The sequence below is a fragment of the Proteiniphilum sp. genome, from assembly GCF_040307845.1.
GTDB lineage: Bacteria > Bacteroidota > Bacteroidia > Bacteroidales > Dysgonomonadaceae > Proteiniphilum.
Window position 1 is genome coordinate 47018 of sequence record NZ_JAWRIS010000004.1, and the last position, 13398, is coordinate 60415.

The 13398-nt window shown below is 48.3% G+C and carries 9 protein-coding genes and 1 tRNA gene; 5 read left to right on the top strand and 5 right to left on the bottom strand.

All coding sequences use genetic code 11. From position 1 onward, the window contains the following. The first annotated feature begins 23 nt into the window (after positions 1–23). The 3 genes from ABV001_RS00415 to feoB all read left to right on the top strand — a co-directional run bounded on the left by ABV001_RS00415 (position 24) and on the right by feoB (position 3763). Complete coding sequence (locus ABV001_RS00415) at positions 24–569, top strand: hypothetical protein (RefSeq protein WP_352420977.1); 546 nt, start codon at positions 24–26, stop codon at positions 567–569. Continuing rightward, positions 550–1104 (top strand): PepSY-associated TM helix domain-containing protein, encoded by a 555-nt coding sequence (locus ABV001_RS00420; RefSeq protein WP_352420978.1) that lies wholly within the window; start codon positions 550–552, stop codon positions 1102–1104. Before ABV001_RS00415 ends, ABV001_RS00420 begins: the two co-directional genes overlap by 20 nt. Positions 1105–1246: 142 nt before the next feature. Continuing rightward, positions 1247–3763: a ferrous iron transport protein B gene (feoB, locus tag ABV001_RS00425; protein ID WP_352420979.1), complete on the top strand. Its 2517-nt coding sequence runs from the start codon at positions 1247–1249 to the stop codon at positions 3761–3763. A 15-nt stretch (positions 3764–3778) separates the two neighbouring features. Here the strand turns inward: feoB and ABV001_RS00430 are convergent, their stop codons facing one another. The 5 genes from ABV001_RS00430 to purN all read right to left on the bottom strand — a co-directional run bounded on the left by ABV001_RS00430 (position 3779) and on the right by purN (position 11788). Then, positions 3779–3985 (bottom strand): hypothetical protein, encoded by a 207-nt coding sequence (locus ABV001_RS00430; RefSeq protein ID WP_352420980.1) that lies wholly within the window; start codon positions 3983–3985, stop codon positions 3779–3781. A gap of 142 nt (positions 3986–4127) precedes the next feature. Next, entirely contained in the window at positions 4128–4727 is a 600-nt protein-coding gene (locus ABV001_RS00435; protein WP_352420981.1) for a KilA-N domain-containing protein, read from the bottom strand. A gap of 185 nt (positions 4728–4912) precedes the next feature. Next, the gene (gene proA / locus ABV001_RS00440; RefSeq protein ID WP_352420982.1) at positions 4913–10813 is read right to left on the bottom strand and encodes an anti-phage protein ProA; all 5901 of its coding nucleotides are present in this window, start codon (positions 10811–10813) and stop codon (positions 4913–4915) included. 152 nt (positions 10814–10965) lie between these two features. Further along, positions 10966–11047: transfer RNA gene (locus ABV001_RS00445), tRNA-Leu, on the bottom strand. An 87-nt stretch (positions 11048–11134) separates the two neighbouring features. Continuing rightward, positions 11135–11788 carry a phosphoribosylglycinamide formyltransferase gene (purN, locus tag ABV001_RS00450; protein ID WP_352420983.1) on the bottom strand — a complete coding sequence of 218 codons (654 nt, stop codon included), beginning with the start codon at positions 11786–11788 and terminating at the stop codon, positions 11135–11137. A gap of 100 nt (positions 11789–11888) precedes the next feature. Between purN and ABV001_RS00455 the strand changes: the two genes are divergently transcribed. Both ABV001_RS00455 and fabF read left to right on the top strand, forming a co-directional pair. Then, positions 11889–12125, top strand: a complete 237-nt coding sequence (locus ABV001_RS00455; protein WP_019539373.1) for an acyl carrier protein — start codon at positions 11889–11891, stop codon at positions 12123–12125. A 9-nt stretch (positions 12126–12134) separates the two neighbouring features. Next, a complete protein-coding gene (gene fabF / locus ABV001_RS00460; RefSeq protein ID WP_352420984.1) occupies positions 12135–13397 on the top strand; it encodes a beta-ketoacyl-ACP synthase II in 1263 nt (420 codons plus the stop codon). The last annotated feature ends 1 nt before the right edge of the window (position 13398 follow it).

Consider the following 13398-nt stretch of genomic DNA (forward strand, 5'->3'; position numbering starts at 1 on the left):
TTAATTAATTATCAGATAATTGTATGAAACGGTTAACTTTTATTTTAGTGGCATTTGCCCTTTTTGCTGTCTCTTGCAACAATGCGGGACAAAAACAGAACAACAGTGGTCACGAGCAAGCTGTGTCGGAAGCCGGAGCAGTTGTCGTCGATGTCGATTCCCTCTTCTCCGTCGCCGAATCGCTGGTCGATGCACCGGTCGTAATCAGGGGGTATGTGACCCATACCTGTAAACATTCAGGCAAACGCTGTTTCCTTACCGGTGAAGGACAGCAACATTCCATCCGTGTGGAAGCCAAGGGAGAAATAGGGTCGTTCGACAAGGAACTGGTAGGCTCACAGTTGGAAGTGAACGGCATATTACGGGAAAGCCGCCTTACCGAAGTCGAAATAGCAGAGATGGAAGGGAGTGTCAATGAAAAACTGGCAAAAGAAGAGGCTTCCACAGAAACCTGTGAGACTGAATTGGCCAACATCAACGAAATGAGGGAGTGGATGAAAGCCCAGGGCAAAGACTATTATTCGATATATTATATCGACGGGTTGAACTATGAAAAAGTTCACAATTAGCCCCAGGGTAAGGAAGTGGATCCGGGTCCTCCATCGCGACATCGGATTCGTAATGGTGGGCCTATCCCTTGTGTACGGGATTTCGGGTATCCTGCTCAATCACATGAACGGCAAAGATCCTTCCTATAAAGTAGAAAATATATACCTTACTTTTGCGCAAGGATTGACCCCCGGAGAGTTTACGCAAACATGGCAATCCGAACCCGCCAGGCCCAAACTGAACAATATCGGCGAAGCGGCGGGGAAATACCGCCTGATGCTGCAGGGCGGCATTGGGGAGTATGATCCGCAGACAGGTATGGTCCAATACCAGACAAGCAGAAAAAAACCGGTTGCCTACTGGGTGAACCGGCTTCATTACAACCGTGTCAAAGGATGGTTGCCCATGGCCGATATATTCGCCGGCTCGCTGATCTTCCTGGCCGTATCGGGGCTGTTTATGGTAAAGGGAAAACATGGTATCGCGAAAAGAGGAAAATGGTACCTGCTTATCGGACTGTTCATTCCCTTCTTGTATATAATTCTTGTTGGTTGAGACCTTTCTAAAAAGACATATGCCTCCGTTCCCGGAAATATGCACCCAAGTCATCAACCATAATTTATTATTTAGAAACATTATAAATAAACCACCGAAAAGGACTATCTTTGCAATCCCAAATAAAAAAATTCAATCATTAATGCGCCTTTCAGAACTACAAACGGGACAAAAAGCATACATCGTAAAAGTAAATGGTAGCGGAGCTTTCAGGAAACGCATCCTCGAAATGGGATTCGTGCGCGGAGAGGAAGTGAAGTCAATCCTGAACGCCCCTTTGAAGGATCCCATTAAATATGAGATCATGGAGTACGAGGTATCGTTACGCCGGAGTGAAGCGGTGATGATTGAAATTTCGATGCTGGAAGGAGATACCCGGAACGGTGCCCTATACAGGAAAGGACAGGTGGCTGAAACAGGTATTCAGCAAGACGAGGAAACCGCGCAGGACAACGGTACAGAACCTAAAATGCTGCACCACAAAAATGGAGGGCATCATACCGATAAAAAAATAAAAGTGGCACTCCTGGGCAATCCCAATTCCGGAAAGACCACTCTCTTTAACCTGGCATCGGGAGCACACGAACATGTGGGCAACTACGGTGGTGTGACGGTCAATTCGAAAGAAGGAACCTTGCGGCACAACGGATATGAATTCACGCTGGTCGACCTGCCCGGCACCTACTCGCTGTCGGCATACACCCCTGAAGAATTATACGTGCGGAAGCATATCCTGGAAGAAGAACCGGATGTGATTGTGAATGTAGTATCGGCCTCGGCAGCGGAGCGAAACCTCTATCTCACCACAGAGCTGATCAACTTACAGGTGCCGATGGTGATCGCGTTGAATATGTACGACGAACTGGAAGAGAGCGGCCGCACGTTCGATTACGAAACATTCGGTACATTGATCAATACTCCTATTGTCCCCACCATAGGCAAGAGGGGTGAAGGTATCCCCCAATTGCTTGGGAAAGTGATTGAAGTCTACCAACAGCCAGCGTATGATTACGTGCAGATTCCCTATGGCCGTGTACTTGAGAAATCGATCAGTATCATGGAAAGGGAATTCAAAAACGTGGAACCCGCCCTGTATGCCGCATGGAATATGCCACTGCGGTACATCTGCGTCAAATTGCTTGAAGGGGACAAAGACATTGAAACCCGGATTCGCACATTGCCCCAACGTGAACAGATATTATCCCGCAGGGACAAGGAGCGGGTGTACATTGAGAAATTGCTCCGGGAAGACCCTGAATCGGTTTTCACCAATGCCCGGTATGGTTTTATCGCCGGTGGATTGAAAGAAACACTTACAGAAAAGACCCAGTTCTCCGAAAAAACAAAATTGCTGGATGCCATAGTAACCAATAAGTACATCGGATTCCCCCTCTTTTTCCTGTTTTTATGGGTTATGTTCGAGGCCACTTTCCGCCTGGGCGGCTACCCGATGGAATGGATAGAGTGGATGGTAGAGCAGTTGGGAAATCTGGTAAGGAACAACATGCAGGAGGGCCCCCTGAAAGCGCTGATCGTTGACGGTATCATCGGAGGTGTGGGAGGCGTCATCGTCTTCCTTCCCAACATTGTGATATTGTATCTTTTCATCGCCTTTATGGAAGATTCGGGCTACATGGCGCGCGCCGCCTTTATCATGGACAAGCTGATGCACCGGATCGGATTGCACGGAAAATCATTCATCCCCCTTATCATGGGATTCGGCTGTAACGTGCCGGCCATCATGGCTACACGCACCATCGAGAGCAGGAGCAGCCGAATGATCACCATGTTCATCGTGCCGTTCATGTCGTGCAGCGCCCGTTTGCCGGTCTATCTCCTTTTCGTCAGCGCATTTATACCCAAATACGGAAGCCTGGTAATGTTGGGCTTATATGCTTTCGGCATTGTGATTGCGGCTGTTACGGCCAGGATACTCCGTAAGACCGCCTTCAAGGAAGAGGAAACCCCATTTGTCATGGAACTGCCTCCTTACCGCATGCCCACCGGCAAGTCTATCATTATCCACATGTGGGACCGTTCGAGCCAGTACTTACGGAAGATGGGAGGCCCCATCCTGATTGCCTCTATCGTGATATGGTTCCTGGGGTATTTCCCCCGGAATGCGGAGCGGGATGCCGCATTCGACAATGAAATCGCCCTGATCGATACGCAGCACAGTCAAGACGAGATAAGCAGCGAAGAGCGGGAGGAGATGGTGACCGAAATAGAGCATCTCCGCAATACAACCCATCAGGAGAACTCCTATATCGGGAATATCGGCAAGTTCATTGAGCCGGTAATGCGCCCCTTGGGATTCGACTGGAAGATATCGGTAAGCCTCCTCTCGGGAATGGCCGCCAAAGAGATCGTCATCAGCACCATGGGGGTGCTTTATACCGGCGACAGTGAAGACCAGCAATCATTGCAATACCGGCTGAAAGCGGAGTCTTATCCCGACGGATCACCTGTCTTCACCCCTCTCGTGGTGGCAGGATTTTTACTGTTCGTGCTGATTTATTTTCCTTGTGTGGCCACAGTGGTAGCCATCAAGGAGGAATCCCACTCCTGGAAGTGGGCCCTATTCAGCGTGTTCTATTCTACCGGTCTCGCCTGGGTGGTGGCATTTCTGGTTTATCAGGTCGGAAACTTATTGATTTAAAAACTTTTCCTATCGCTAATCTGTTTTAATGATATGAATATACAGCTTTTCATTGTGATTATTATCGGTATCGTTGTGGGGATCATCCTCGCGCGGGCCATTTATCGCTTCTTTTTCACCGGAAGAGACCACTCCATCTGTGGCGGCTGCACAGGATGCGATATCTCCCCAAAACACCCCCGTCATCTCACTCGGTAACAGGTTCCATTTTCCAACCACCATCCCTATTTATAATGATTTTCTTGAAAAAAATCATCAAAAATGAGGATTGACAAACAGTGTCAAATCCTATAACTTTGTATTTTGTAATTATAATGGAGGTATAGAATCCGACAGCCATTATTTACGATTAAGGCCAGATTATTTACGATGAGGGCCACAAAGCCAGATTCAACAAGTCGGCTTCGTCTGCATACGCATAGAGTTTCTCCCGTTCCACATCCAGGACAGGTATCACGAAATCACGCACAGCATCGGTATGAATAGTATAATTGACTTTGCTAAGTACACGCTTCACATTCCATTCGCCAAGCATGGGGTCGGATTCCGCTGCTTTCAGACGTTGGTATTCTGTAATTAGATAGAGTTTAAAAACCTGACTTATCCACGAACCGAACTCGAAAGCAATATCGCGATGGGCATAGGTGCCGCCTTTTCGTCCCGCTTTTGAAACAATTCCAATGGCATTGGTCGCTTCTATCCACTTACGTGGCGTCATATTAAAGCGGTTGGCGCCAGCTTCGTGCAAAAAGGTGTCGAATTCGACACCTTTAAATGCTGTGTTATGCATCAGTTCCCATACTCCCAGAAATTCGAGCGTATTACGGTTACGCATCCAATTGCGGATATGATCCTCTCCTTCTTTCCCTTTTACCATATCGGTCAGGCTGATATAGTCGGCTTCGTTTTCCGTTGTTACGGATATTTGAACATCCTGAACGGTTATTATGCTTGTCTTTGCCATCGTATTTCGTTAAGCGTTATAGTTGTCAAACGTTCAACAAACGTACATAAAAGTTTCAACATATACACAGACCCATAAAAATTGACAAACAAATTTATAGAAGAAAGATAACAATTTCAAACGAATAGATAGATAAAACATCATCCATACCGCAAAACACAATGCCTGTTCGGGATACAGCTATTTCACAAAATAACAGCCCGTCCGTTGTCCACTTTTACATACCCCCGCCTTGCCGCTTCGTGTATCCCCTGATACATGGCATAATCAACGTTACTGCCCGTCCTGGCAAAACCGAAGAGTTGGGCGGTGAGACGCGACAGATCCTTGGTCGGAAGACTGATCTGCGACCCCAATAAATATCTTATCGCATTCGCCACTTCATCCGGTGCCAAATCAAGCGCGCCACGTTCAGATACCGGCCTGAAACTGTCGTATGAAGCCATCTGTCCTTCACTTTTCCAAAAGAAGATAGATTGGTCATTTGTTTTCTGATAGTGTTCGATTCTTTTGATTAACTCATCAAAATAAGCATCCAAACGAGACCCTAAACGGGAAATCCCCCAGGCACCCAATACACGCTTACACAACAGCGAACGGCTTATGGGCGCTTCTGCTTCAAGTACCATTTGTATCTGCCTTATAATATAGGCTTCATGCTCAGGAAAAAGGAAAGACTCCGGAGGAAACGGCGCTTTCGGGAGATTCGCATACACATAGGTATCCTTCATACCACCCGACTCTGCTGTCTTCACAGATTCTTCCGGCATTATAATGGGCTTTTTATCAACCATGGCTGGTTTTCCCGATATTACCCCACTATCTCCAAAGCGATGTTTGATCAGCCCGTCTCCAGCCGGCACACCCCATTCTTTTTCTTCAACCCTTTTGGCTACGGCCGGCGCGGGGATTCCCCTTTTAGCATTTTCAATGGCAGCTTCTATCGCAATCAGTACTTTCTCGGGATTCTCCCACCAATCAAGCGTCCATACGCGGCATATATTCCATCCCAACATACGCAACACACTGCTCTGCACTATTTCCCTGTCTCTTATGGTTTTTGTCCGTTTATAATTTTCACCGTCACAAATGATGCCTAATATATAATTGGCGGGATTTTTCTCATCTACAACGCCCACATCAATCTTATACCCGGACGTGCCGATATGGGTGTGCACCTCATATCCCATCTCCCTCAATCTTTCCGCGACAAGATGTTCAATGGAAGCCTCTTTGGCCATAGACAGCTGTTTCTGCCTGTTCAGTCGCTCTCCCTTCTCCGCAAAATCGAGAAAACGCTTCAGGCTTTTGACCCCTGTGGCAGAAGTGCGGTTCAAATCGATCTGGTCGGAACGCAATGAGGAGAAAATGATCATTTCATACCTTGCACGGGAGACAGCTACATTCAGCCGCCTCTCCCCTCCATTACGGTTCAATGGCCCGAAGTTCATACTCACCCGGCCTGCCGAGTCGGGACCATATCCCACGGAGAAGAGGATCACATCACGCTCATCTCCCTGCACATTTTCCAGATTCTTAATAAACAGGGGTTCTTCACATTCCAGGGCAATCGTCTCCAAATCGGGCCTAAAGACAAATAAATCCGACAACAGGTCCTCGATAAGATTCTGCTGCACCGCGCTAAAGGTAACTACGCCAATGCTCTTTTTCCTCAACTCCCCATCCGACAGGCGGCGTTCTATCTCTTTGACAACGGCTTTGGCTTCATATCTATTCTGCCGGCTCTTCCCTTTGTCATAAAACCCCTTTATAGGCACCATCCGGACTTTCGACTCGATATTATCCGGGGAAGGGAAAGTAAGCAGCTTATTATCATAATACTCCGAATTGCTGAACGCGATCAGGCTCTCGTGTTTACTGCGGTAGTGCCACAGCAAATAACGGGAAGGGATGGACAGCGCCAGGCTGTCGTCCAGGATACTCTCCAGGTCTTCTTTATCTAAGTTATCTTCATCCACGTTATTGACAGAGAAAAAGTTTGTCGGGGGCATTTGCTTGGGATCCCCCACGATGATCATGTTCTTTCCCCGGGCAATGGCGCCCACCGCCTCATACGTCGGCATCTGCGAAGCTTCGTCAAAGATGATCAGGTCGAACTTGTCGGCATCGGGATGGATATATTGGGCGACAGAAATCGGGCTCATCAGCATGCAGGGGCACATGCGCGACAACAAGGTAGGAATTTGGTCGAACAGGTTGCGGATGGACATGCCACGGGCATTATTCCTGATACTGCGCTGCAAGATCCCTACCTCCGAATTGTGGGTAGCCTCGATGGTAAAGGAGGGGATATTGGCAGCTAACCGGGCGTACAACTCCTTTTTGGTTATTTCCCCAAAATGGTCATTCAACTCCTTGTACTTTACAATCACGTCATTGAACAACTCCCCTTTAAATAGTCCCAACCCTGATTCCTGTGCGATGATATAATCAATAGTGGTACGGTAAAATCCCTTTAAAAAACTATTTTTCAATTGGTTTGTAGGAATATTCCGTGTGGCATATTCATCGGCGACAAATCCAATCTGAAGCCTGTCCGCCCTCTCTTTCGAGATAAGCCATTGACACCAGTCTTTCAACTTGTCGATATGAGAAATCCAACCATGTAACCGGGACAGCGCCTTGTCCAGCCATAACGCGTCGTTGTCGGGAAAGAGAGCAGGATCCACATCCAGCACGCCGGATAACCCAGACTGCGCGTCTTTCCATTTCGATAACAGCGCATGATATGCGTGGAAAGCTGGGCCATGCACTTCCCTGACCGGGTCGATGCCCCTCACCATCAACTTGGCGAGATGGCGGTTGAATTGACCGGCTTTTGAAGCGTCGCCCGCGAAGGCAAGCAACCTGTCTCCCAATACGGAAAACCCGTCGAGGGTTTGAAGGATCGCGTCCCACTGCTCTTCTCCGGATTTGGCCAACTTCCTGAAAAACAACTTCAACTCATAAGAATGGTCGCTTATGTATTGCTTTTCCTGTTGATATTGTATAATGGTTGTCAAGGTGCCCTTTACATCAACGTCTTTGAAAGAACTCCCCAGATAATAGGGTTCCAATTGGCGACGCACTTTTTTCTGTCCGAGGTAGCGGGGAAGCAACCACTTGCCACCGGCCCTATTCCAGTCGTACAAGAGGGAGCGGCATTCAAGCTCTAACACATCCTCACTGAAATGCAGCTCGATTTCTTTTTTGCAGCGGTCACGCTCTTTTCCCCGTTGCACCACCTCCCTGTATTTTTTCACCACCTGCGCCGGTATCTGTTCGTGAAGCAAGGCAGGGGACAATTCGGGGATTTGGAGGAGGAGGGAAAAAATCGCATCCGCCTGGTCAAATTGCGCGCGTGTATATTGGGTCTCCGGCAGATCGCCGGTGATGGCATGCAGGGCTGGCGTTTGTTTTTTCAATTCCGACAATGTCTGGATGGCTTCAAGCGTCACGGCAACCGCCTTCTCCTTTACCTCAGGAGAATACATGGTAACATGGATGCCGGTGAGAGGATGCCCATGGGGATGTCCGCAGGCATTGCCCACGCTTACCAGCCGATCGACCATATCCTGCCATTCCAGCAGTTTTTCTTCCGTAAGACCGGATAGCAGTTGCGACGGGAATTTCACCTCGTAGTCCGTCTCTATATGTAAATAGTGTGTGATAGCCCGGTATAACGAAAACCCGAACGGATACACTTTGTGCAACGCTTCCACGTACACATTCAGATCTTTACGCAGTTCGAATAAGCGTTTGGCATCCCGGTCGAAATGCTCGGGCGAACGCTCCTTCACAATTTCAGTAGTCCTTCCCAACTGCGACAGGACATCTGTTTTCTTCGCTTTGTTGGAATGAAGCTCTAAACAGAAAGGCGCTAACCCGATTGCTTCCAGCCGGCTTTGCACGACTGACAACGCGGCCATTTTCTCGGCGACAAACAACACCCTTTTCTTCCGGTATAAAGCATTCGCTATGATATTGGTAATGGTTTGCGACTTCCCTGTGCCGGGAGGGCCGTGCAAGATGTAGGTCTTGTCATTGACCGCTTCATACACCGCTTCCAGTTGGGATGAATCGGCACTGATAGGGAGTACGATATCGGCAGGGCTTACTATCTTGTCCAAGTCAGCAGCATCCGTCACCGTGTCATCCACCTCAAATTCAATTTTCCCGTTCACGAGGCTCCGCACCAGTTTATTCTGTATCAACGTATCGGAGTTGTTATGGATATCATTCCACATGATAAATTTATTGAACGAGAATATACCCAGTATGGCCTGCTCTTCCACATCCCATTTGGGCAGATTTTTGATGCTGTTCCTGATGATGGAATAGATAAACCTCACACTCACACCGCTTTCATCCCGCGGAAGTGACTCCAGGCCGGGTACATTGATCCCGAAATTCTGCCGGAGCATCTCAAGCAAAGTGATGTTCAACATGATATCTTCTTCCCGGGAACGAATGACATATCCTTTGGCAGCCGATTTGCGGATCATCTCCACGGGGAATAACAGGATCGGGGCATAACGCGGGCGTTCGCTGGTGGGGGTTTCGTACCAGCGGAGCAGGCCGAGAGCCATATAAAGCGTATTGGCGCCATTTTCCTCGATCGACAACCTGGAAGAACGGTACAAATGTTTCAACGATTTATCCAACTCCATATCGGCCAGGTAACTCCTTAACCGCTTTTGCTCCATTTCCGATTTAACCAGATCGATGACAGGATCGGAAGAGGCCGGCGAGTGGTATATTCCGAAATCATACAGCGGATTGTCCCAGTCGGTAGGTTTCGGCAGAATCCTGAACTCGCTTCCATCGGTCAAGGCATCTTCAAACTTATCCAGATCGGCTGAAATCAATTGAAGGGTATTCCTCGTTATCCGGGTGTTCAGCAGGTTGTTCCGCAAACTCAGATCCAACAGTTTGCGTTCCCACATCAGCTGCCTGGTAACCTGGATATCGGTAGACAGGTTGGACAGGTCATAGGGGTTGATCGCTTCCGGATTCACGATCTCCTTTTCGATGAATGGCTCCCCGCTCTCCTCTATCTGCCAATGCTCACCATTCAACACACGTTGCGGCAGGGGCCGCACCCCCGAATAGCGGGAACGTTTCACGTCCAACGCCAGGACAAATTCTCCGGCCCGTGCAACGGCATCGTGCGCCCGCCTTACCGCCTGGTCGAACGGGGTATCATTCCCCTTATTCATACAGCTAGTTTCCACCAGGATAATCTCATTAACCCCTTCGGCAGTCCGTTTAGTCAGAAACGAGTTGTCATCGATCACGCTGTCGGGGAAAGTGTCCGGCACAAGCCAAGCACCCGCGAAGGCATGTCCTTGGGTAACCACAATCAAGGGGTGGATACCGACCGCTTCCAGGCAAGAAGCATACAACAAGGCCATATCCAGGCATGTACCCAGTTTCTGCGATGTCACACTATCGGCCATTCTAATGCGCTGCCCATATTTTTCAAAGCTTGCCGGAACGGAGCTGTATATGATTTCCTGCGCCACGATGGCAGTATAGACAGCCGCCATCTGATTCTTCACCCGGTTGGGATTTCTACTCTGGTATTCGTCAAGTGCCGGATTGCCCGTCATCTTTTCCAAGATATCGGCCGCCCGCCGCTGTATGGGAATAATAGCCGGATGGTTGGGCGTAACAAAAGCAGACAACATCTCCGGGAGGATGGAAACCCCGCCCCACTGGTCAAAAGCCAGGACGTCGACAGGATAGTCCTCTTTAAAGGCCATCTCGTCTTCCACTGTAATTGTCAACGAGATATTCCCCGCTATCCGTTCGGTGAGTTGGATAAAAAAGTTGGTCGACAGTTTTAGTTTCAGGTCATCAATCCGGACGGTATGGCCGGCAGGAATCTCCTCCAACAGATACGGCACAGCCTCGGCAAATCCGGGTTCCGCAGCCAGATCCACACGCACATTATTCAACGACTCTCCTGAGATATTTTCAATGGAGAAAGCACGGATGACAGACACACGATTCTGTTGAAATGCGAAATTAATGACGGGAAGAGGGGCAAATTCCACCTTAATCAATTCAGATACTTCACTCATATTGCTTTTGGGATAAGAGTATATCGCTCTTTGTTCTATTTTAATTGACTCTCAAAGGTAACAATTTCAATTGGATAGACAGGTAAAACGAGAAAAAAATCCCCGAAAGCAGTTTTACTTTCAGGGACTTCCTACAAATCTTCATTTGCTTGTGCGGCTGAAGGGACTCGAACCCCCACGCCTCGCGGCACCAGATCCTAAGTCTGGCGCGGCTACCAATTACGCCACAGCCGCATGCGTGAAATGAAGTGCAAAGATACGATTTATTTTGCTATCTGCCTTTTTTCACGCTTCATTTTTTCACGGACAGCCATGAAATTCCTATTTTATTGTGGCAGGAATGAGGTTCTCCGGATTCTCCCCTTTCACCACCGCTTCAATCACCTTCGGAAAATAAGCATATTCCAACGCATGTACTTTTGCTGCCACCGCTTCGGGGACATCTTCCGGCAAAACCGGGCAGGTTGCCTGAAAAATAATATCCCCTTCGTCATAATTCTCATCAATAAGATGGATGGTGATACCCGACTCTTTCTCGCCGGCCTCCACAACCGCCCGGTGCACCCGGTCGCCATACATCCCCTTTCCACCGAATTTGGGCAACAAAGCCGGATGGATATTGATGATCCTGCCGGTATAGGCATCCAGCAACGGCTGGGATACTTTCAGCAGAAAACCTGCCAATACAATATAATCGATCCCGGAAGCGGAAAGAAGCGCCAACACCGGCGATCCCTCATCAAACTCAGCCTTGCTGAAAGTAAAGGAAGGGATTCCCAACCGCCTTGCGCGTTCATGTACATACGCATCTTTTTTATTGGAGATGATAAACGGGATCGATATCTCTTCATTTCCGGAGAAATAGCGGGCAATATTCTCCGCATTGGTTCCACTACCGGATGCAAACAGGACAATTCGAGTCATAAAAGGGTTATTTTTTGCACAAAATAATGTAATTTGTGCACTTTTCTTCATTTTAATAGGCAAAAGTTTGCACAGTTAGAGAAAAATTGTGTTACTTTGCAGCGCAAATTTAAGAATAAAATTTTTTATTTATTAATTAATATCGAAAGTTATGTCTGAAGTAGCACAAAGAGTAAAATCGATTATCGTCGATAAATTGGGTGTTGAAGAAGTTGAAGTTACTGAAACTGCAAGCTTCACCAATGATTTGGGAGCTGACTCACTTGATACGGTTGAATTGATCATGGAATTCGAAAAAGAATTCAACATCTCAATTCCTGACGATCAGGCAGAAAAAATCTCTACGGTTGGTGACGCCATTTCTTACGTAGAACAACACGCAAAATAATCCATTTTTATGGAGTTAAAAAGAGTAGTAGTAACAGGCCTGGGAGCGATTACCCCCCTTGGAAACGACGTGAAGACCACGTGGGAAAACGCCTTGGCGGGTAAGAGTGGAGCCGGGCCTATTACTCATTTTGATGCATCGCTTTTTAAAACGCAGTTTGCCTGCGAAGTAAAAGATTTCGATCCGGGCGATCTGTTCGATCGCAAAGAGGCCAGAAAATACGACCGATATGCCCAGCTTGCCGTCCATGCAGCCAAAGAAGCGATGGAAGACTCGGGGTTCGATCTCGAAAAAGAGAACGTGGACCGTATCGGGGTTATTTTTTCTGCCGGAATCGGAGGAATCAGGACATTCGAAGAGGAAGTGGGTAGCTATTATACCAACATGGACAAAGGGCCCCGATTCAATCCCTTTTTCATTCCGAAAATGATAGCGGATATTGCCGCCGGGCATATCTCTATGATTTATGGACTGAGAGGTCCCAACTACGCAACCGTATCGGCTTGCGCTTCCTCTACCAATGCCATTGTCGACGCATTCAATCTTATTCGTCTGGGTAAAGCCAATGCTATTGTTACAGGTGGTGCGGAAGCGACGATCAGTCCCTCGGCAGTGGGAGGATTCAACGCCATGCACGCGCTATCCACCCGCAACGACTCACCACAAACGGCATCACGTCCTTTCAGCGCCAGCCGCGACGGGTTCGTGATCGGGGAAGGCGGCACAGGCCTCATCCTCGAGGAATTGGAACATGCCTTGGCACGTGGGGCAAAGATCTATGCGGAGGTAGTAGGCGGAGGCATGTCGGCCGACGCGCACCATATCACGGCTTCCCATCCCGAAGGGCTAGGCGCCAAGCTGGTGATGCGGAACGCATTGGAAGATGCTGAAATGAATCCGGATGAGATCGATTACATCAACGTGCACGGCACATCCACTCCTGTAGGTGACATCTCGGAGGTAAAGGCTATTCTCGATGTATTTGGCGCACACGCCTACAACCTGAATATCAGCTCCACCAAATCGATGACCGGACACCTTTTGGGAGGAGCCGGCGCGATCGAGGCGATGTTCTCTATCCTGGCGATAAGGGACCAGATAGTACCCCCGACCATCAACCATGAGGAAGGGGATAATGATCCGGAAATTGATTACAATCTGAATTTCACATTCAACAAAGCTCAAAAAAGGAAGATAAGAGCTGCGTTATCTAATACTTTTGGCTTTGGGGGGCACAACGCTAGTGTAATTCTCAAGCAATTCAACAAATAGT